Source organism: Chryseobacterium sp., assembly GCF_022869225.1.
GTDB lineage: Bacteria > Bacteroidota > Bacteroidia > Flavobacteriales > Weeksellaceae > Chryseobacterium.
Map to the genome: position 1 here is coordinate 749,247 of NZ_JALIHL010000001.1, position 21,005 is coordinate 770,251.

At 36.6% G+C, this 21,005-nt stretch carries 20 protein-coding genes; 8 read left to right on the top strand and 12 right to left on the bottom strand.

Features of this window, described 5'->3' with window-relative positions; translation table 11 throughout:
- Nucleotides 1-16: 16 nt before the first annotated feature.
- From obgE to MUW56_RS03600, 4 genes are all read left to right on the top strand, one after another.
- Nucleotides 17-1,000 carry a GTPase ObgE gene (obgE, locus tag MUW56_RS03585; protein WP_292011901.1) on the top strand — a complete coding sequence of 328 codons (984 nt, stop codon included), beginning with the start codon at nt 17-19 and terminating at the stop codon, nt 998-1,000.
- A gap of 154 nt (nt 1,001-1,154) precedes the next feature.
- Nucleotides 1,155-1,643: a DUF6438 domain-containing protein gene (locus tag MUW56_RS03590; RefSeq protein WP_292011902.1), complete on the top strand. Its 489-nt coding sequence runs from the start codon at nt 1,155-1,157 to the stop codon at nt 1,641-1,643.
- A 103-nt stretch (nt 1,644-1,746) separates the two neighbouring features.
- On the top strand, nt 1,747-2,370 hold the full coding sequence (locus tag MUW56_RS03595; protein ID WP_292011903.1) for a porin family protein: 624 nt from the start codon (nt 1,747-1,749) through the stop codon (nt 2,368-2,370).
- Nucleotides 2,371-2,579: 209 nt separating this feature from the next.
- Nucleotides 2,580-3,869 (top strand): DEAD/DEAH box helicase, encoded by a 1,290-nt coding sequence (locus MUW56_RS03600; protein WP_292011904.1) that lies wholly within the window; start codon nt 2,580-2,582, stop codon nt 3,867-3,869.
- Between the two features lie 74 nt (nt 3,870-3,943).
- On the opposite strand, the gene MUW56_RS03605 is transcribed toward MUW56_RS03600, so the two are convergent.
- The 9 genes from MUW56_RS03605 to MUW56_RS03645 all read right to left on the bottom strand — a co-directional run bounded on the left by MUW56_RS03605 (nt 3,944) and on the right by MUW56_RS03645 (nt 12,627).
- Nucleotides 3,944-4,714: a TatD family hydrolase gene (locus MUW56_RS03605; RefSeq protein ID WP_292011905.1), complete on the bottom strand. Its 771-nt coding sequence runs from the start codon at nt 4,712-4,714 to the stop codon at nt 3,944-3,946.
- A 6-nt stretch (nt 4,715-4,720) separates the two neighbouring features.
- On the bottom strand, nt 4,721-5,245 hold the full coding sequence (locus MUW56_RS03610; RefSeq protein ID WP_292011906.1) for a DUF4269 domain-containing protein: 525 nt from the start codon (nt 5,243-5,245) through the stop codon (nt 4,721-4,723).
- Entirely contained in the window at nt 5,242-6,198 is a 957-nt protein-coding gene (locus MUW56_RS03615; protein ID WP_292011907.1) for a GSCFA domain-containing protein, read from the bottom strand. The genes MUW56_RS03610 and MUW56_RS03615 overlap by 4 nt, the downstream gene beginning before the upstream one ends.
- A 77-nt stretch (nt 6,199-6,275) precedes the next feature.
- Nucleotides 6,276-7,247: a polyprenyl synthetase family protein gene (locus MUW56_RS03620; protein ID WP_292011908.1), complete on the bottom strand. Its 972-nt coding sequence runs from the start codon at nt 7,245-7,247 to the stop codon at nt 6,276-6,278.
- A gap of 301 nt (nt 7,248-7,548) precedes the next feature.
- Nucleotides 7,549-7,947, bottom strand: a complete 399-nt coding sequence (locus tag MUW56_RS03625) for a GLPGLI family protein (RefSeq protein WP_292011909.1) — start codon at nt 7,945-7,947, stop codon at nt 7,549-7,551.
- Nucleotides 7,948-8,490: 543 nt separating this feature from the next.
- On the bottom strand, nt 8,491-8,688 hold the full coding sequence (locus MUW56_RS03630) for a hypothetical protein (protein WP_292011910.1): 198 nt from the start codon (nt 8,686-8,688) through the stop codon (nt 8,491-8,493).
- A 275-nt stretch (nt 8,689-8,963) separates the two neighbouring features.
- Nucleotides 8,964-10,106 (bottom strand): inorganic phosphate transporter, encoded by a 1,143-nt coding sequence (locus MUW56_RS03635; protein WP_292011911.1) that lies wholly within the window; start codon nt 10,104-10,106, stop codon nt 8,964-8,966.
- Nucleotides 10,107-10,123: 17 nt separating this feature from the next.
- Nucleotides 10,124-10,762, bottom strand: coding sequence for a DUF47 domain-containing protein (locus MUW56_RS03640; RefSeq protein WP_292011912.1), 639 nt, complete (start codon nt 10,760-10,762; stop codon nt 10,124-10,126).
- Nucleotides 10,763-10,914: 152 nt separating this feature from the next.
- A complete protein-coding gene (locus tag MUW56_RS03645) occupies nt 10,915-12,627 on the bottom strand; it encodes a DEAD/DEAH box helicase (protein ID WP_292011913.1) in 1,713 nt (570 codons plus the stop codon).
- A gap of 226 nt (nt 12,628-12,853) precedes the next feature.
- Here MUW56_RS03645 and MUW56_RS03650 point away from each other — a divergent pair, with 226 nt between their 5' ends.
- The 4 genes from MUW56_RS03650 (at nt 12,854) to MUW56_RS03665 (ending at nt 16,718) form a co-directional block, all read left to right on the top strand.
- Nucleotides 12,854-13,177: a TolC family protein gene (locus MUW56_RS03650; RefSeq protein WP_292011914.1), complete on the top strand. Its 324-nt coding sequence runs from the start codon at nt 12,854-12,856 to the stop codon at nt 13,175-13,177.
- A gap of 257 nt (nt 13,178-13,434) precedes the next feature.
- Entirely contained in the window at nt 13,435-14,103 is a 669-nt protein-coding gene (locus MUW56_RS03655) for a DUF2461 domain-containing protein (RefSeq protein WP_292011915.1), read from the top strand.
- A 332-nt stretch (nt 14,104-14,435) separates the two neighbouring features.
- Entirely contained in the window at nt 14,436-15,230 is a 795-nt protein-coding gene (locus tag MUW56_RS03660; RefSeq protein ID WP_292011916.1) for an FkbM family methyltransferase, read from the top strand.
- A gap of 9 nt (nt 15,231-15,239) precedes the next feature.
- Nucleotides 15,240-16,718: a lipopolysaccharide biosynthesis protein gene (locus MUW56_RS03665; protein ID WP_292011917.1), complete on the top strand. Its 1,479-nt coding sequence runs from the start codon at nt 15,240-15,242 to the stop codon at nt 16,716-16,718.
- Nucleotides 16,719-16,927: 209 nt separating this feature from the next.
- On the opposite strand, the gene MUW56_RS03670 is transcribed toward MUW56_RS03665, so the two are convergent.
- The 3 genes from MUW56_RS03670 to MUW56_RS03680 are packed head-to-tail and all read right to left on the bottom strand — an operon-like array spanning nt 16,928 to nt 20,997.
- On the bottom strand, nt 16,928-18,070 hold the full coding sequence (locus tag MUW56_RS03670) for a cytochrome c peroxidase (RefSeq protein ID WP_292011918.1): 1,143 nt from the start codon (nt 18,068-18,070) through the stop codon (nt 16,928-16,930).
- Between the two features lies 1 nt (nt 18,071).
- The gene (locus MUW56_RS03675; RefSeq protein ID WP_292011919.1) at nt 18,072-19,658 is read right to left on the bottom strand and encodes a DUF6850 family outer membrane beta-barrel protein; all 1,587 of its coding nucleotides are present in this window, start codon (nt 19,656-19,658) and stop codon (nt 18,072-18,074) included.
- On the bottom strand, nt 19,645-20,997 hold the full coding sequence (locus MUW56_RS03680) for a DUF4876 domain-containing protein (protein WP_292011920.1): 1,353 nt from the start codon (nt 20,995-20,997) through the stop codon (nt 19,645-19,647). The genes MUW56_RS03675 and MUW56_RS03680 overlap by 14 nt, the downstream gene beginning before the upstream one ends.
- Nucleotides 20,998-21,005: the final 8 nt, after the last annotated feature.

Sequence of the window (21,005 nt, forward strand, 5' to 3'; positions counted from 1 at the left end):
TCGCAACACAAACTATATGTCTAACTTTGTAGATTACGTAAAGATTCATTGTAAAAGCGGACACGGAGGTGCAGGTTCTGCCCATCTCCGCCGTGAAAAATATATTCCTAAAGGAGGTCCGGACGGAGGCGACGGAGGTCGTGGAGGCCATATCATCATGAAAGGAAATGGCAATGAATGGACTTTACTTCCCCTTCGATACACCCGTCACGTAAAAGCGGAACGTGGTGAAAACGGAGGAAAAAACCAGTTAACCGGTGCTTTCGGAGCTGATGTTTATATTGAAGTTCCGATTGGAACGATTGCTAAAAATGAAGAAGGCGAAATTATCGGTGAAATTTTAGAAGACGGGCAGGAAATCATCCTGATGCACGGTGGAAAAGGAGGTTTAGGAAATGAGCATTTCAAATCTTCAACAAACCAGACCCCGAGATATGCACAGCCAGGTCTCCCGGGTGAGGAAGGCTATATCGTTTTCGAGCTTAAAATTTTAGCTGATGTAGGGCTGGTTGGATTCCCAAATGCTGGAAAATCTACACTCTTATCATCCGTTTCTGCAGCAAAACCTAAAATTGCAGACTATGCTTTTACAACATTGACCCCCAATCTTGGTATTGTAGATTACAGAAATTACAAATCATTTGTAATGGCTGATATTCCGGGGATCATTGAAGGGGCAGCAGAAGGGAAAGGATTAGGACACAGATTCCTTAGACATATTGAAAGAAATTCGATCCTGCTATTCTTAATCCCTGCGGATTCTGAAGATCATTATCAGGAGTTTAAGATCCTGGAAAATGAGCTGGTAGAATACAATCCTGAGCTTTTAGACAAAGATTTCATTATCTCTGTTTCAAAGTCCGATCTTTTGGATGATGAACTGAAAAAAGAAATTGCAGCAGAATTCCCTGAAAATAAACAGCCATTGTTCTTCTCTGGTGTTACGGGTGAAGGTCTTGTAGAGCTGAAAGATGCGATCTGGAAACACCTTCATGGATAAAACAATAGTTTTTACTTTTCATACAGTAAAGATTATATTCAAAATAGACAACCCCGGAATATTTCCCGGGGTTGTTTATTTTGAAGAGCCCAATCCGGAGATCAGCAAATCTTCTTTGGAACAATTATTGAGTGAGTCTCTGAAAATATAAGCTATGAAATATGTATTAGGTCTTTGTGCATTTCTATTCCTGTTCTCCTGCACTTCTCAGAAAGTACAGTCAAAATATTCTACCATTGAATATGAAGCAACGCCCTGTTTTGGATTCTGCCCTGTTTTTAAAATAACGATTCATCCGGATAGAACGGCTGTTTTTGAAGCGGAACATTTTAATTTTAATGACCGTCCTTCAAAAGATGAATTTTCTAAACCGCGTGAAGGGACCTTCAAAGGAACGATCAGGGAAGCGGATTACAACAAATTAGTCAGTTTACTGGATGGTTTAGACGTAAAAAATCTAAATGAGAAATACGGTAAAAAAAATATTACAGACCTTTCCACTTCCTATTTAAGAATAAACTTCGCTGACGGAACCTCAAAAAATATAGAGGACTATGGAAAACATGGAAGCGAAAAGCTTTCGGAAGTCTATCATTTTTTTGAAAATCTGAGAAAAAATCAAGAATGGACTAAGGTAAAATAGTTTCATTTAACAATATTTAAATTATTTTTGCAGTCATAATTCCTTCGTTTGGGAGGAATTGTTTTTTTATAAAAACTGTAATCATTATAACTAAAAAATAAAAATGAAGAAGAACATTTTATTTGCCTTGTTATGGGCTGTACCTGTTTTTGTCTCTGCACAAAATTCATCCATGAGTTTTGGAGTAAAAGGAGGATATTCCTTATCCAGTATGAAATTTTTTAATACTCAGCTAGATCCAAAATCTTATTTCTATGCAGGTATTTTGGCCGAGCAGCCTTTATCCTCTACATTCGGTTTACAGGCTGAAGTATTATATACACAACTGGGAGGGAGAGAAACATATTCCGGGGCTCAATTGGTAGGCAATGAAATTGTAAGTGTAAATGATATGGAGTTTGATTATAAACTTAATCAGATCCAGGTACCTATTTCTGTAAAATATTATTTTATTCCTAATTTTTCTGCTTCTGCGGGGATGAACTTAGGATTTAATATATCATCCAAAATAAAAACAAATACTCTTTTTGGTGAGGTTAGCAGCAACAATTCAGACGGTATAAAAACATTGAACGTCTTTCCTTTCCTGGGTGCAGAATACAAGATTAATCAGAATTTTTTTGTGGATGCCCGATACCATTTCAATTTCTTTGAAATCAACAAAGATAATGCGGTGCCCACTAAAATTGGTTTCTTACACGCTGGTGTAGGATATAGATTTAAATAACCTACTTTGGTACCATCTAATTTTAAATAGAGCTGTCTGTCCTGATCCGGACGCCTATTCTTTTTAAGTTTAATCTGCACCTGATCCTTTCGTGTCCTATACAAGAGTCATTAAAAACAAATAATTCTTAAAAATATTTAGATTACCTTTGCAAAATGTAATTCTTTCAGACAGAGGGAATTTTTATTTAAAATTTTAAAATAATTCATTTGAATTTTACAGACTTACAATTAATAGAACCTATTGCAAAAGCAATCCAGGAACAAGGGTATACGAATCCTACCCCTATTCAGGAAAGATCTATTCCTGAAATTTTAGAAGGCAGAGACTTTTTAGGCTGTGCCCAGACCGGAACAGGGAAAACAGCAGCCTTTTCTATTCCTATCCTACAGAATTTATCAAAAAATAAAATTTCTAACAACCATATTAAGGCATTAATTCTTACTCCTACGAGAGAATTGGCTATCCAAATTGAAGAAAACATCAATGCCTACGGTAAATATCTTCCCTTAAAACAGCTTGTGATCTTTGGAGGAGTAAAACAGGGAAATCAGGAAGCTGCATTGAAAAGAGGGGTTGACATTCTGGTGGCTACACCGGGAAGACTTCTTGATTTTATTGCTCAGGGGATTATCAGCCTGAAGAATCTTGAAATTTTCGTTCTTGATGAGGCTGACAGAATGCTGGATATGGGTTTTGTACATGACGTTAAAAGAATCATTAAGCTTCTTCCTCAAAGAAGACAGACTTTATTCTTTTCTGCCACCATGCCCGGTGAAATCCAGAAACTGGCCAATTCTATCCTGAATAATCCTGTAAAGGTAGAAGTGACCCCGGTTTCTTCTACAGCAGACACCATCAAACAATCGGTTTATTTTGTAGAAAAAGAAAACAAGCTGAACCTATTGTCCCATATTCTTAAAAATGACATTGCAGATTCTGTATTGGTCTTTTCAAGAACAAAACATGGTGCCGACAAGATTGCAAGAAAGCTTCAAAAAGACAATATCTCTGCCGAAGCCATTCATGGTAATAAATCTCAGAACGCAAGACAGAATGCGCTGAATAATTTCAAATCAGGAAAAACAAGAGTGCTTGTCGCAACCGATATTGCTGCAAGAGGGATTGATATCGATGAATTAAAATTTGTTATCAATTTTGAGCTTTCTGATGTGTCTGAAACATACGTACACAGAATCGGAAGAACGGGAAGAGCCGGTGCTGAAGGAAATTCAATATCTTTTGTTGACGGTCTTGATCTTCTTAATCTGAAGAATACGGAAAAGCTGATCGGAAAGAAGATTCCTGTTGTAAAAAACCATCCGTTCCATACTGATGATCTGGTCGCCCAGAAAAGAGATTCCAATAATAAACCGGTATCTGCAGGATCGGAAAAACAAGGTCCAAAACCATCAAGAGGACCTAAAAACAATAATAAACCTGCTGCTTCCGTAGGGTTTAAAAAACCAAAAAATAAAAATTTCACCAGAAAAAAATAAAAAAAAGTCCTTTTGCAAGGACTTTTTTTATTCATTATCATTGTTAAAAAGTACTGTCTTTTGCAACGCACTTATTATTTCAAAACTTCAAAGATGTTTTTTGCGTTTTCTGTAGTTATTCTATCAATCTCTGAGAAATCTTTTCCATAAATATCAACCAGTTTTCCTGCTATCAGGTCAAGATATGAACTTTCATTCCGTTTTCCTCTGTGCGGAACCGGTGCCAGATAGGGAGAATCTGTTTCCAGGACAATTTTATCCAAAGGAATTTCGTTCAGGAACTGATCTATTTTCCCGTTTTTGAAAGTTACGACTCCACCGATCCCCAAAATAAAGTTAAGGTCTATAGCCTGCCGGGCCTGTTCCAGATTACCGGAAAAACAATGGAAAATTCCCCGAAGTTTAGGATGTTTTTTTCTTTCCAGAACCTCAAATGTTTCTTCAAAACTTTCTCTGGTATGAATCACAATAGGAAGGTCTTTTTCTATCGCCCAGTCGATCTGCTGCTCAAAAGCCTTCACCTGGATGTCCAATGTGCTTTTATCCCAGTAAAGATCAATTCCTATCTCCCCTATCGCCGGAAAATGTCTCTGATCAAGATAATTTTTAACGATTTCCAGCTCTTTTTCCCAGGATTCCGGCTTTACATAGCAAGGGTGTAAGCCCATCATGGAAAAAATCTGTCCCGTATATTCAGTTTCCAGCTGCAGCATTTTTTCATGGGATTCAGAATCAATAGCCGGAAGATAGAATTCTGTAATTCCTTTATCTAAAGCTCTCTGAATCGCTTCTTTTCTATCTTCATCAAATTCTTCCGCATATAAATGTGTATGTGTATCAATCATTTTTTATCATTTTAACAGATCTTCATAAGGGTTTTTCAAATTCATTACCATCCCGAACGCGGGTTCAGTCTTTATTCCCTGTCTCTTCAGTTCTATTATTTTATTTTTAAATTCTTCTCCTTTTTCCTGCAGTATGTTGTATTCAGCAATCATATGCCTGTAGGCGTTTTGCTCCTGAGTAGGTGTATTCTGTCCAAAAACCTCAACAGGAAATTCTTCCAGCATAAAGTTCAGCACAACACTTTTTTTCCCGTTTACAATGATATTTTCAACGGTTACTTCAGTATCAGCCGGTATTAATCCAGCGAATGTTATCTCTTCCAAAAAGTCTTCTTCCCATCTCAGATCTACCTCACAGATGATATCCAGATCGCTGCCTTCTACATCAATCTCAATAGGAATTGTTCCTGCCAGGATAGGAGAATAAGGTTTTAATTTTTCTAAAACCTTATAGGTCGTAAGTACTTCATATGCTCTTCTCTGCCTTTCATTGCCTTCTTTCAGATAGTCAATCCTGGTAAAATCAATCATTTCGGGAATATTGCATGTTTCACTTTCCTGCGCTGGATCTCAATTCTTTGATCCAGTTTTTCCTTAAACTCGATAAATTTAGGATCTTTTTTATCGTTGGTCTTATGTTCTAAAGCTTTTATAATTTTAAAATTTTCTTTAATGAAATCTTTTGTTTCATCTGAAAAATAAGAATCTCCAAACTTTTCAAAAATATAATTTACGGCTTGAGTACTGGGATGAATCATATCTTCTTTGTAAAAGCGATAATCCCTGAGGTCATCCATTAAGATTTCATACACCGGAAGATAATGGCAATTTTCAAATAGGGTTATAGATTCATGAATGGCTGTAATCAACTTGGATTTGCTCAGCTGATTTTCAACCATACCGTCTTTAGTGTGTCTTACGGGAGAAACTGTAAATAAAATCTGTACCCCTTCTTTACAGATGTCTTTAAGATCCAGGATCATGTTATAAATAGAATGGGTCAGCTCCTGATGGGAAAGCAGTCTTTTTTCGAAAAACTTCTGTGGGATCTTATGACAGTTGGCTACCAGTTTTTTCTTGGGAAGGAACTCATAAATAAATGAGCTTCCATAGGTAACAATAACCCAGTCTGCTTCCTGAAGAAAAGCATTTCCTTCTTCAATGGCACTATTGATCTTATCCAGTGTCTGATGAATATATCTGGTATCAAAACTCGTATGATGATCCAGTGAGATATATTCTTCATTATAGGTGATCAGATCTTCTTCTTCGTAAAATGCTGAATCATGAAGGATTTTCACCTCATTATGAATCGAAAGGGGATTGAAAATGGTACCAAAAGGGTTGTTGAGCGTCTGAATCTGTCCCTGCTGCAGCAAATCAGTCATCTCAGAAGCAAAGCATGAGCCTATTGAAAATACTTTATCCTCAATTTCAATCTTCTTTTCTGATTTTTTTATGTCAACTTCGGTTCTGAATTTCATTGTACAGTATCAGGTTGCAGGAAAGTAGGTTGCAGGTCAATTGCTGCCACCTGCCACCTACCATCTGCTGCCTATATTTAACTTTCTCTTCTCAGCAAATAATTTGCCAGTTCGATAAACGGTTTTTTCTTTTCCTCCGGGATATCAATTTTCTGAAGGTAGCTCTGCCCTATTTCATTATGTTTTTCAATAAGACGAAGGGCTTTCTCATCTACTTTTGTTCTTCTAAAAATCTTTTCAACACCATATACTTTATCAATATTTTCGGTCTTTTTTGAATACCAATAATCCAGTTCTTTTCTTTCTTCATCTGTCGCATGCTCTCTTGCCAGCAGGTAGAGAACAGTCTTTTTATTTTCGTAGATATCTCCGGCATGTTTTTTTCCAAACTGTGCCTGATCTCCGAAAACATCGAGATAATCATCCATAATTTGGAAAGCAATTCCGATATGTTTTCCAAAATTGAAAATAGCTTTGGCGTCTTTAAAATCGGCTCTTGCAATCAGGGCTCCGATCTCAAAAGAAGAAGCGCTCAGCACTCCGGTTTTATAGGTAATCATTCGGATATAGTCATCAAAAGTAACGTTCTCCTGAGTTTCAAAGTTAATATCATACTGCTGTCCTTCGCATAATAAAAGCCCGGTATGAGTAAAGATTCTGATACAGGCTTTAAAAATTTCAGGTTCAAGATCTTCAAAAAATTTATAGGCTTTAAGCATCAGTCCGTCTCCGGAAAGAATTCCCACATTAATCCCATGTAGAGTATGGATGGTAGGTTTGTTTCTTCTTAAAGGCGCTTCATCCATAATATCATCATGGATCAGGGTGAAATTATGGAAAAATTCTATAGCCAATGCCGGCTTTATAGCCTGCTTAAGGTCTCCTCCAAACAGATCACATGCCATCAGTACCATAATGGGACGAAGACGTTTTCCACCATGGGAAATAATATAATTCATCGGATCATATAATTCCGTGGGTTTATCTTTAAAAGTATATTTTTCAATGGCGTCACCAACGAGCTGCTGATATCTGTCTAAAAATTCCATAAATTCTTATAATTTGAACAAAAATACGATTTTTCAAGGCTCTATAAAACAAAAATCCCCACCGTTTGATGAAGATTTTGAGGATCGCTGATGATATTTTTTTACGCTTTATATATCTCATTCTAAATTAATTACTTATAAAAAGAATAACACCAAAATTCTAAATAGTATTTTCTGCAGTACATTTTTTTCATATTAAGTCATAAAATATTTCATAACTGGAACGTCCATAAGAGATTATTACTGTAAAGTATTTGTAAAAATCTTGTCCTGATAGATAAAACAATTAAATAAAGATACTTCAAAAACAGATATCTTTATTTCTACTATTCCAAAAAATTATTAAATTTTTTTTATTTCCTTCAATCCTCTTTCTATATTCAGGAGTGTTAATTTTACCTTGAGAAGGGTCATCCATATATTCTTTACGTTTTGCTAAGTATTGATTTTTTGTGATTAATAATCCTTTTTTATATTCTATCGGTACATGTATTTTGGTTATCGAAAGAAGTTCAAAATTAAAGAACTTATTTTCATCATAAACTTTCAGAACTAATCCTGGCAGACCTTTAAATTTATAAGGTCCATCATTAATTGGTATTTCATAAGTAAACCATGCTATATACATTCTTTTACCAGCTTTGCCGGTAGCTTTTTTACATTTATATCCTTGAATATCTTCATTAATCGATTTGCTCAATTTTCCAATTAATACCCTCTACATAGAAAGTATAATAATCTTTCCCCAAATGGTTTGATATATAGATGGAATCATTATCCTTATAGATGGAATGTCTCACCTTAGATTGTGGTAATTTTCCCGGCTCTACAATGCTTCCTGTCTTTATTGCTGCATCTATTTGTTTCTTAAAACCATCCGAAAACTTTTATCATTTTGACTGTAATATATAGACTTTTTACCGTTACAAGCAATATCATTGGTTCTGAAATGACGCTGTTTTATCCAAAGTATCCGCTATATATGAAAAGTATAATTATAACTATCCAATATAGAAATATCTTTTTACCTGTTTTGAAACTTGACTTTTTACAAAAAAATAAAACCAAAATTCAAAAATATATAGTAAAATTTTTTTCATATTTAAAAATTACAGCTATTTAAAAGATTTCTTAAAACTACATTTTCACATATTTTAAAACTTAATATTAAGTCGGAGGATTTTCATAGCTGGAACGTCCACAATCTTGTTTATTATACATCTCCCATTCATTCTTTAAACAATCATACTATGTCAAATTCAGTATCAAAAATAGTCTGATGGGTAGTTCCACAAATAGTTTTTAATGTTATTAAATAACGCGTAAATACAATCTTTTGTTCTCTTTTTTCATTGGTAGAATTAGAATTGTTAGATAGGCTTTCCTTTGCACTGACAAATCCAGCAAATATAAATGCTGAAAGAAAGAATAATTTTTTCATTTTAATTTGTGATTTTGAATGAATACTATTTTTTATACATGAAAAGAATTTCGCGAAAGCTTTTCCCGAATGTACAAAACAATTAAAACATAAAACAATACGTATCAACACAATACGAAACTCATTCTAAACAAAATACAAATACATTAATCACAATAACGGGTATTAATATTTCAATGTTTTTTTTAAACGAAACCTAATAGCAGAAGGTGTTAAAAAACAAAAAAACTTTGCCCTGACGGACAAAGTTTGTATGATAATTTATAATTTTTATCTTAGAATAAGAACGTTACGATAAGATAAGTGATTCCTGCTACAATCGCTGAAATCGGAATGGTTAGTACCCAAGCCCAAAGTAAGCTTACCGTAATTCCCCATCTTACTGCAGAGATTCTTTTTGTTAATCCTACTCCAATAATAGATCCTGTGATCGTGTGTGTAGTAGATACAGGAATACCGAAGTGGTCTGTGATGAATAAAGTAATCGCACCTGCTGTTTCTGCACTTACTCCTTCTAATGAAGTTACTTTCGTAATCTTGGTCCCCATAGTTTTGATGATCTTCCAGCCACCGCTCATAGTACCTAAACCGATTGCCAAGAAAGAAACCAAAGGAACCCAAAGGTAATGCTGGGCAAAATAATCGAAACGTCCCGCAGCAGGAATATCCAGATACACCGGATCATGCAGCATTTCAACGTGGTAGTAGATAAGAGCTGCACCAATGATCCCCATTACTTTCTGAGCATCATTCAATCCGTGTCCTAAGCTGAATAAGGCTGAAGAAGCCAACTGTAATCTTTTGAAAGACTGGTCTGCCTTGTGGGGATTTGATCTTTTATAAAGGTGTACGATAATCAGAGTAATAATGATGGAGATAATCATCCCTATAATCGGTGCCATAAAAATGAACAGGAAGATAGGAATAACTTTATCAAATTTCACTACACTTTGATGGGTTACCTGGTTGAAAGCTTCTTTAGCTGTTTCCCAGAAACCCAGATTGGGCTGGGCTGCTGCCACATCATGATAATCCAGCATAAACGCATGCATTAATGCTGCTCCTAAAAACCCTCCGATCAATGTATGTGATGATGAAGAAGGAATTCCGAACCACCATGTCAGCAGGTTCCAGGCAATTGCTGCTACAAGGCCGGAAAATATAACTTCAAGTGTAATAAAATTCTCATTAACTGTTTTGGCAATTGTATTACCAATTTTGAATTCTCCAATGATATAAGCAGCAATAAAAAATGCTGCAAAGTTCCAAAGTGCTGCCCATAGTACAGCCTGGAATGGAGTTAAAACTTTTGTAGAAACGATAGTTGCAATTGAGTTGGCTGCATCATGAAAACCATTGATATAATCGAAGATTAGCGCCAGCGCAATAATAATTATCAGTAAAACCGGAAATTCCATTTGTTACGATGTATTGTTTAAGCGTATTTAATCATGATGTTCTCAATCGTGTTGGCAACATCCTCTGCTTTATCAGTTACTACTTCAAGATAGTTAAGAACAGATGAAACTTTAATGATATTGATTGCATCGTTTGTTTCAAATAATTCTACCATTGAATTGGAAAGCAAGTCATCTGCAATGTTTTCAATAGAGTTTACTTTGATACACGCTTCTTTTACCTGCTCCATATTTTTGAACCCTTTAAGGTTTTTCATTGCATTCTGAATTTCAAGACATGCTTTGTGGATCAATAAAGAGAAGTCTGAATACGCCTTCATCTCAGGTGATTTGTACAGGAAAATATATTTTGTGGAAGCGTAGATATAATCAGCGATATCATCCAGTCCTGTTGCCAATGTGTGGATATCCTCACGGTCAAAAGGTGTAATGAAGTTTTTACCCAATTCTACGAAAATTTCGTGAGTAAGTTCATCATTCTTGTGTTCGAAGTCACTCATTTTCTTCAGCATTGAATCGTCATTAAGATCGAAATCCTTGATTCCTGTGTTGAAATCTTCAGACATTGCAACTAGATTTTCAGTTACTTTTTCGAAAAGTACAAAGAAGATTTTATCTTTTGGTTGAAAAGCGTGGAAAATATTACCAATTCCCATTTTTTAGTATTTATAATTCGTGTGCAAATTTCCTAAAAAAGGATTGCACGTGAAACTATATGACATTAAGTTTTGTTAACATTCGCTTAACAGCTGATTATCAAATAAAAAAACCGGCATTAAAGCCGGTTTTGTATAGTAATTGATGAGATTTAGTTTGCTACTTCAGCTCTCATATCTTTTCCTTTGAACTTCATGGATTGAATATTGCTCAAGACATTGTCTTTAAACGATTTTTCAACTTCGAAGAAAGAGAATTTCTCTAAGATTTCGATATCTCCGATTTCAGCTCTTTTCTTGCTTTTTCCATCACCAGTAGCTTTATTGATAATATCTAAAACATCAAGCTTCTTCAAGTGGTCTTTTTTTCCAAGATTAAAGAAGAACCTTACCATGCTCTCATCTTTTCTTCTTGGCTTTCCACCACGATCTCTGTCTCTTCCGCGATCTCCTCTGCTGTCTCTGCTATCTCTGTCACGACCACGCTCTCTGTCTCTATCACGACCACGGTCTCTTCTTGAGTAATCATCATCTCTGCTGCTGAATTTCTGCTCAGCAAGATCGTGTTTATCTTTGTAATATAAAGCAAGATCCTTCAATTGGAACTGCAGCAACTGGTGCACCAATTCTTCTTTTGTAAAATTGCTTAGATCCGGGATTAAGCTATCATCAAATTCGAATAAATCTTCGTGTTCTGTCAATAGTTTTTCGAAGACTCCGCCTACCTGAGCTTTGATGATCTGCTCACCTGTAGGAATGAATTTTTCGTTGATTTCAATTTTTGTAGCGGATTTGATCTGCTTTAGTTTTCTGCTTTCTTCAGGCTTGATTAAAGCCATAGAGATACCGTCTTTTCCAGCTCTACCGGTTCTTCCGCTTCTGTGAACGAATACTTCCGGATCATCAGGTAAAGAGAAATGAATAACGTGAGTCAGAGAGTTTACATCCAATCCTCTTGCTGCAACGTCTGTTGCGACAAGAATATCAATATTTTTCAATCTGAATTTCTTCATTACCGTATCTCTCTGCGCCTGGGAAAGATCCCCGTGAAGGGCATCGGCTGCATAACCGTTCTGCATCAGGAAATCTGCAACTTCCTGAGTTTCCATTCTCGTTCTACAGAAGATAATGGAATACTGGTTAGGATTGGCATCGATCAGTCTCTTCAACGCTTCTTTTTTCTGACGGTACCCTACTACATAGTATTCGTGAGTAATGTTCTTTTTCACTTCGTTGATAGAACCTACTGAAATACGGTGTGGTTTGGTAAGGTAATTTTTGGAAATCCTTTCCACTTCTTTATTCATCGTAGCCGAGAATAAGAAAGTTTGTTTAGTTTCCGGGGTTTCGCTTAGAATGGTTTCCAATTCGTCTTTGAATCCCATAGAAAGCATTTCATCAGCTTCGTCTAATACCAGCCAATGAATCGCAGAAAAGTCAAGTGCTTTTCTGTTGATAAGATCAATTACTCTTCCTGGAGTCCCCACAATAATCTGTGGCTTATCCTTCAAAGATCTCATCTGATCTACAATACTACTTCCACCATAAACTGCAGTAGTTTTGATGTCTTTCATGTACTTAGAGTAATTCTTTATGTCCTTCGAAATCTGAAGACATAATTCCCGTGTCGGACAAAGCACCAATAATTGGATTTTGCGACTCGTATCGTCAATCATATCCAAAATCGGAAGCGAAAACGCTGCTGTCTTGCCTGTCCCTGTTTGCGCAAGTGCGATCAAATCGCGAATATCTGAAAGAATAAAAGGGATAGTCTGTTTTTGGATTTCTGTTGGGCTTTCGTAGCCCAGTTCGCCAATTGCCTTAAGGATATCAGGACTTAAATTGGTTTCCGTAAATAAATTCATTAACTATTTTAAAATTTTTGCAAAGATACAATAAATATTTGACTTGTTTTTGAATAAAGTTTTAAATATACAAACTTAAATTCAGAATCTTTTAATATATCTTTAATTTTTTGAAAATTAAATGCAAAAAAAAAGCTTTAGGTTAAATACTTGTTAAACATTATTTTTTTTTATTAAATTGGATTAATTTTTTCTGGGTTATTGATGAATTTTCAAAAATAAAACCATGGAACGTAAATTTTTATTTTTGATATTCTCATGCATCGCCTTTGAAATATTTACCCAAAACCCCAGTTACCCCGTCAGCTGGACCCTGGAAAATTGTATTGAATACGCAAAGGAAAATAATATTTCCATCAATTCATTACGGTTTTCAAAAAATGCTGCAGAACAGGATCTTCTTCAGGCAAAAGAGCCCCAATATCCTAATCTGAACGGAACGATATCCCGCGGACTTTTGGCGTTACACGGGAGTAACGGCCTTCAACTCAACAGCGCCCAGTCCCAAAGTATAGGGCTAAACTCTTCCATGACACTTACAGCAGCATAAACTGACCCTGGAGGAAAGCAATGATGATTTCAGTGTAAGAACACAGGCCGAGCTTATTTCCACCACGAATCTATCAGCCAGCTTCTCTTATCAGCAGTAGCCAGGTGTATTCTTCTGATATTACCGGCATTGAAGGCGTCCAAACTTGATCCTATCGAAGCATTGAGATATGAGTAGTTTTATGTACATTTGGGTTGCGGAGTGCGAAGTGCCGGCAACCAGCAAATCTACCCAACCATAAAACACCAGATAAAATTATGCCCCCTATTTCTTCCAAAACATTTGAATTTCTAAAAAAATTAACCAAAAACAATAACCGTGAGTGGTTTAACGAGAATAAGGATCTTTACACAGAAGCCCAGGGAAATGTCATTCTGTTCCTCGAAGATCTCATTAAGGAAATGGCGGAATTTGATAAGGAGCTGGCTAAAATAGATGCTAAAAAGGCTCTTTTCAGAATTTATCGGGACACCCGGTTTTCAAAAGATAAAACTCCCTATAAAACTAATTTCGGAGCTTCACTGGGCATGGGTAAAGGAAGCCAGAAAGGAGGCTACTATCTTCATCTTGAACCTGGCAAATCATTCTTAGCAGGAGGAATCTATATGCCTGAATCTTCTGTTCTGAAAGAAGTCCGGAAAGAGATTTCATTGTATGGAGAAGATTTTCTCAAGATCCTAAACAATAAAGATTTTAAAAAATATTTTACGGAACTGGACCCGGAAGACAAGCTGAAAAAAGTTCCTCAGGGCTTTGAAAAAGATGACCCGATGGCAGAATACCTTAAGCTTAAAAATTTTATCGTATTGTATCGCCTGAAAGACGAAGACGTTTTAGATCAAAATGCGGTTAAAAATATGGCAAAGGTCTTTACCCTGATGAAGCCTTTCAATGATTTTCTGAATGCCCCGTTTTTGCAGATATAAAAGGAATATCTACAACTTAAGCCTCTATTACAACAGTCCGATTGTTTTTCCGTAAAAATCTGTGTATGATTGATTTTTATGGAAAAACAAAACTTATCTTATTTGCTTATCAACTTAATTTTTCTAATCCTCTTGACCACCCGTTAAACTTCGTCAACCTGCTATATATCAGCGAAGGATCTTTTGATGATCAACGAAAACCTGTCAAAACTCATTTTTCCTATTAAAAGCCAATAAACACTATCAGCTGATTATCAGTTTATTATATTTAACATTTTTTAAGATAAGTTTTACATTTTTGCTTATCTTTGCTGTTCGTCAAAAAGCTAAGAATGTCTTTATACCAAAAAATTGCAGAAAAACTACAATATATAAGTCCGAATTTCTACAAAAAAAGATATTTTAAAAACTTAAACAGTCTTAACAAAGATAATTTTTCGGAACGTAATGTAGAGCCGGAACTGGTATGGATCAAGGAATATCTTCCTGAAAATGCTGTAATACTGGACATTGGTGCCAATGTGGGAACTTTCCTTTATCAGTTGGAAAAGAAACTGGATCCCGGGCATATCTATGCTTTTGAACCGAATAAAAAACTTTACCTGCGTCTGAAGAGACTGTTTCCTGCGATGAGGGTTCTCCCTTTGGCTCTTTCTGATGAGAACACGACGGCAGAGTTTAAAGTTCCCGTGATTAACGGAAAAGCAATCGCTTCCCGCGGAACCCTGAATACCTCTTACAAGGAAAAAGGAGAAGAAAAAAGCTATACTGAAAAAGTAAAGGTTATCAAACTGGACGAATGGGCAGCGACAGAGCAGATGGGCAGGCTTGATTTTATTAAGATCGATGTGGAGGGAAATGAAGTAAAAACCCTTTCCGGAGCTAAAGAAACCATCAGGCAGTTTCTTCCGACTTTAATGGTCGAAATGGAACAAAGACACCACGAAACACCGATATGGAATGAAATATCTGAAGTGAAAAGCTGGGGATATGAAGCTAAATATCTTAACAGAAACAGCTTCACATTAGAAACACTTACAGAAGACATTCTTTTACAAAATACAAACGACGAAAAAAATAAAACTCAGTATATCAACAATATTATTTTTATACCTAAAAAACCTTAAAACAACTTTATGAGCGTAGTAGCGAGACAAGGCTTCAAATATTCCATTATCGGTTATATTGGTTTTTTGCTGGGCACAGTCTCTGCAATATTCATTTTTCCGAATGATTTTGAATTTTACGGAAAGCTCCGCTATATTCTCCCTACTGCTGAAATGCTGGTTCCTTTTGTAGTATTGGGTATTTCTTATTCTAATGTAAAGTTTTTTCACACGGTGGAAAGAGATGGTAAAAAGCAGAATATGCTGTCATTATCGCTGCTTACTGTTTTTATCAACTTTCTCATTTTTACCGCAGTATTTTTTGTACTGCCTTATTTTTATCCGAAGTTCAGACATTCGGAGGCATGGAAAATCAAAGAAATGATTCTTCCTTTAATTTTAATTCTTTCCTTTTGTGCTATTTTCAATAAATACACCTCCAATTATAAAAGAATTGTAGTTTCCAATATTTTTGACAATCTATTTCCTAAAATAGCTAATCTGGGAGCTTTCTGTCTGTTTTATTATTTTGCTCTGTCTCAGAAGATTGCATTTGCTTTCTTTTTCGGGATATTTGCTTTAATGCTTTTCGGCTACATCTATTATACAAATAAACTTGAAAAAATTAACCTTGATTTCAATACCGATTATTTTAAGAAGAATAATCTGTGGAAAAATTTTTTCAACTACAGTTTCTTTGGTTTTTTAGGAACTTTTGGAAATTACCTGGCCATCAACAGCTTTATGATCGGGGAATTCATGGGAATGGAAGAGGTAGGAATCTATTCTGTTCTCTATGCTCTTATTTCATTGATTTCTATTCCCCAGCTGGGATTATTTAACATCTCCGCTCCTATCATCAACAAAACACTTGCGGATGGGGATATGGAAGAACTGGACAGATTTCACAAAAAAACATCTTTGTCATTATATTTTCTAGGGGCTGTATTGTTCTCATGCATTATGGTTGGATTTCCTTATCTGACTCAATTTATGCCGAAAAACGGCACCATGCTTAGAGAGTATGAACCTGTAGTTTGGATCTGGGGGTCTGCCGTTTTAATTGATCTGGCCACCGGATTCAACGGCAATATTATCTCTCTTTCAAAATATTACCGTTTTAACATCCTGGTCATGCTTTTACTAGCCGGATTAACCATCGGACTGAATTATTACTTCATCAAAAATACAGAGCTGAAGCTTATTGGAATTGCTTTATCCACAGCTATTTCCCTGACTGTTTACAATGTTATAAAAATCATCTTCAACTATATTGTCTTTAAAGTTTCTCCGCTGACCATCGAAATGATCTTTGTTTCAATCATCTGTACTCTGGCCATCACAGTAGCTATCGTTCTTCCTAATTTCAACAGCAATCTGATCAATCTTATGTATAAACCGGCAGTAGTTTTGGCCCTGATCTATGTGGGAAACCACTTTACCAGGATATTCCCGGTAGAGGATTACCTGAATATAAGATTTATTAAAAGTATTTTTAAGTTTAAATAAACCGGAGATTGGACCTGAGATCAAGTGTTGATCATAATAACTAAGCCTGTTTTTTCATCTGCTGGCCAACTCATTTAAGCTTACATTAGCTTGAATGATAAACATAAATAAGTCCCTTTTACCCATAAAAATAACCACTCCGAAAATGGAGCGGTTATCATAATACAAAACTTAAAATAATACATTTCTGTATTGAAGAGTCCTAACTATTATTGAACCGGAAGTTCCGGCGGTCTCATTTTATATTTATAGCTGGTAAGGGTTTTCAGAAAAGCCACGATATCAAAAACCTCATCATCTGTAAGATTCAGCTTTACAATCATTCCTGATTTATGCGGGAACTTCGGATCATTGACCTGGTCTGCCTTTGGGGTTTCCCTTCCCATTCCTGCGTTATACATCATCACGACATTGGCCAGTTCAGGAAAAAGACCGTTATGCATATAGGGTTTATTGTCTGTTACCTCTCTTAATGTCGGGGTCTTAAATTTACCGACATCTTCATTGTTCAGGGTCTCCTTATACCTTCCCAGGTCTTCATATTTTCTTCCATAGTAGGTAAGTCCCAGGTTATGAAACTTCTGATCTGAGAAATACGGAGTATTATGACAATTGATGCAATTTGCTTTGGTGCGGAACAAGTGCAGTCCATTGACTTCAGAATCAGTAAATTCACTTTTCTTACCTCCTATAAATTTATCAAAACGGGAAGATGGGCTTACCAATGTTCGTTCAAAAGTGGCAATCGCTTTGGAAATTCTGTCTTCCGTGACCTCTTTGGTTCCGAAAGCTTTTTCAAAATACGTTCTGTACCCTTTTATTTTTCGGATATTTTTAGTAGCCAGTTTGTAATGAAGATTCATTTCCACCGGGTTTTCTATAGGGGATTTCACCTGCTCCTCAAGGGTCATTGCCCTTCCATCCCAAAATAATGATTTCGCGTATCCAATATTCAGTAAAGTGGGAGCATTTCTGGTTCCTGTCTGTCTGTTATGTCCAAAAGAAACCCTGCTTCCATCTGCCCAACCCAGGTCCGGATTATGGCAGTTAGCACAGGAAATCTGGCCGGATCCGGATAAACGGGGATCAAAAAAAAGCATTTTACCCAGCTCAGCTTTATCTTCAGAATAGGGATTATCATCAGGGAATACCATTTCAGGAAGAGACCCTATATCCTGAAATCCTTCTTTAGCTTCATCAAAAAGAGAAGTTTTAGGCCACAAAGCATGGTTTCCGCTTCCATACATTTCACGCAGCTCTGCTACCGTATATCCCGTAGGATCATTGGACCGGTAGGCGGACATGATCATTACTGATGCAATAGCAATAACTGCCAAATATCTTTCCTTCATTTTAATAAAATACTTTCAGTGCAAAACTAGCAATAAAGTTGGCATTACCATTATAACCGGGTACTGCCCGTTTATACTGATGTCCGGCAAGCCAGTTCTGTGTTATCATTCCTTCTAATTCGTAGCGGATCTTTTTCCGGTCCATTTTATATTTCAAATTAAGGCTGAGTCCTGCTTTTGAAGAAGCATCGTAACCATAATCCGGAATCGCTATTTTTTGCACAAATACATTTTCTCGGGTACTCTGATAAGGGATATAGCTAAAGCTTTTATGAACAGGAATGTACAGATACTGCTCCGCTCCCAGGGCCAGTTTATCTGCAGAATTCAGGCGGAATTCCTTTTCATATCCTAAAGCGTACTGAATATAATTAATCTCACGATCCAGAACGACAGAAATATCTTTTACCCTGTTTCTCCCGTATAAAAGATCCAGGTTTATTTTTTGGGACTCATTCCTTGAGTTAAACCAACGGAGACTGTTATTCCATCTCAGCTGATACTGATGAAGTCTATAAGTCTTATACTGAAGGGCATAATTGTAATTATCATCCAGCTGATCCCAGAAATCCAGTCTTGATGCCCAGTTGTATCCATTAAACCTGCCTAAAAAATTCAAATAGGCACTGTGTTTGTCCGTCCTTAGTCCCGAATATTTATTATATACCCTTTGTTCTTTCTCATTAGGTTCTTTATAGCTGTATATTCTGTAAAAGCGCTCAACAGAATACTGATAGTCATAGCCTGCACTCAAGTGAATATTTTTATTATTGAATGCATATTCACCTCCCCATATATAGCCGTCAGATTTGTATTCTGTAGAGGAGTACAGCTCTCCTTTATACTGATTTCCATACCCTTCGTTATATCGGATATACACACTGTCATTGGAAGGAACATTGGTATTCAGATTCACGTACATAATATCATTCTTTTTATAATCATTAAAATACTTCCCTTTTGCAAATAAGGTATGCCCTTTCCAGCTCAGCCCTATTTTAGAAAATATATGATACAGGTAGCGATCTGTTTTCGGACGTGGATCCGCATCCCGGTAAGCTTTTGTAAAATCGCCTTCTACTCCCAGCTGTGCTATGATCAAGTTAACAGGCCTGTAAGCCACTACTCCATAGATATTATAGTCCTGCTTCAGCCAGTCTGCCGGTCTCGGAACATAAAAATAAGAAGGATTGTGTATAAAAGACTGATTCGTAGTTCTCTCATCCGTTAAGATAAAAGGGACATTATGTTCTTTTTCCCGGATCGCATTCAGCCTTCCGGAAAGGGCAATTTTCGGAGAAAGCTGAAATACCCCTTGAGAATTGAAATTAAATGCTTCAGCCTTATCCGGAGACTGAACTCTTTTAAATCCCTGCTTGCTGGCAGAATAATTAAAAGAGGTAGCTGAAAAGTCCAGCGGATGAAAAAAGCTTAGATACGGGTTTTCCAACCGGATATTCTTTTCAACAGTACTGATATCAATACTGTCCATTCTGGTATTCTGGGAAAACATACATTGATTCACCAGAATCAGGATAAATACCGGGAAAGATGTATGAAATGACAGTATTTTTTTATAGTGGTGCATTGCCTCTTGGGTTTGCTTTTATCGTTGTGAAATCATTTTGAGAATTATTGGTGTCCATCAGGACCGCTCTGTTATTAACGACTTCTTTTATTTTACGAATGATGGAATATGAACTATAATCGGGATAGGGAGCTCCGGTCTCATCTTTGATAAATGCTCTGGTGGCATCTATATCCACAGGTAGATCTTTGGGAGCTTTCAGTTCTTTATCTGTGGTATCCACCCCATCAATGATTATTTTCTTAGGAATTCTCGCAAATAGCGGCCCTGTTACGCTTTTAGGACTTGGTACTTTTGCAAATAAAGCCACCTCATCATCTGCTGCTTTAAAAATAACGAATGCAGGTCTCGAAGTAGGGGATAACAGCAGGTCTTTGGAAGCCGCTGACCAGTGTATAATCTTCATGTCAGGAACCAAAATGTTTTGGATATCATACATATACGGGCTGCCTCCATTGGCTGTAAGATAATCACCAAGATAGGTTTCAAAATCTGCTCCGCTAAGGTCCACCGTCAGTTCAGGCTTTTTGATAGAAACCGACTGCCCGTTGATATTATCATAAGGGGCTTTGTGGTTGATAGCCGTCTGAGCAATGACAATGCTCTCTCCCGGATAGATAGGATACTGGCTCCCGCTCCCTGGAATTCTGATCACCGTATTGGCATATACATACTCTGTATTGGCACTTCCCCCGATATTATTTCCGGCAGACTTACTCCAGTCATACTGGCCGTTAGCCAAAGTATAAGAGGTAACATTACTGTTTGTATTTCCTTCCAGAAGAGCTACATACAATCCATCTGCAAAGATGGTTTCATCAGAATTATTATAGATTTCAAGGAAATGGTCCCTGAAAACAGCACCTTCAGTAGTAGAAGACCCTGCATAGTATACCTGTTTGATCAGCAGGTCTCCCACTCTCCCCGAAGAAAGCGTAACTATTGTTGAAGAAATATTGGCATTGATGGTCACTTTCTCCTGCATCCCTCCAAAATGTGCTTCAGCACTGGCAATAGAGGCTCCAAACAATTCCTGATATTCCTGTTTCGACATCTTTGATTCTGCTGTAATATTATAGGTTCCCGGAAGAATAGCTTCAAACTTCAATTCTCCATTCGCATCCGTTTTCCCGATAATCTTATCTCCCGTTGAAGTATTCTCCAGAATCACGTCGACATTCGCAGCATTTTTCCCACTCAGCTTTACAGCATCATACTTTGCAGTTATGGTAAACGGTACCGGCTGAAGTTCACCGCCACCACCGAAATCATCTTCTCTTTTACATCCTGTAATCAATATCAGAACAGGTAAAAACAAATAGGTTATTATATTTTTCATAATACTAT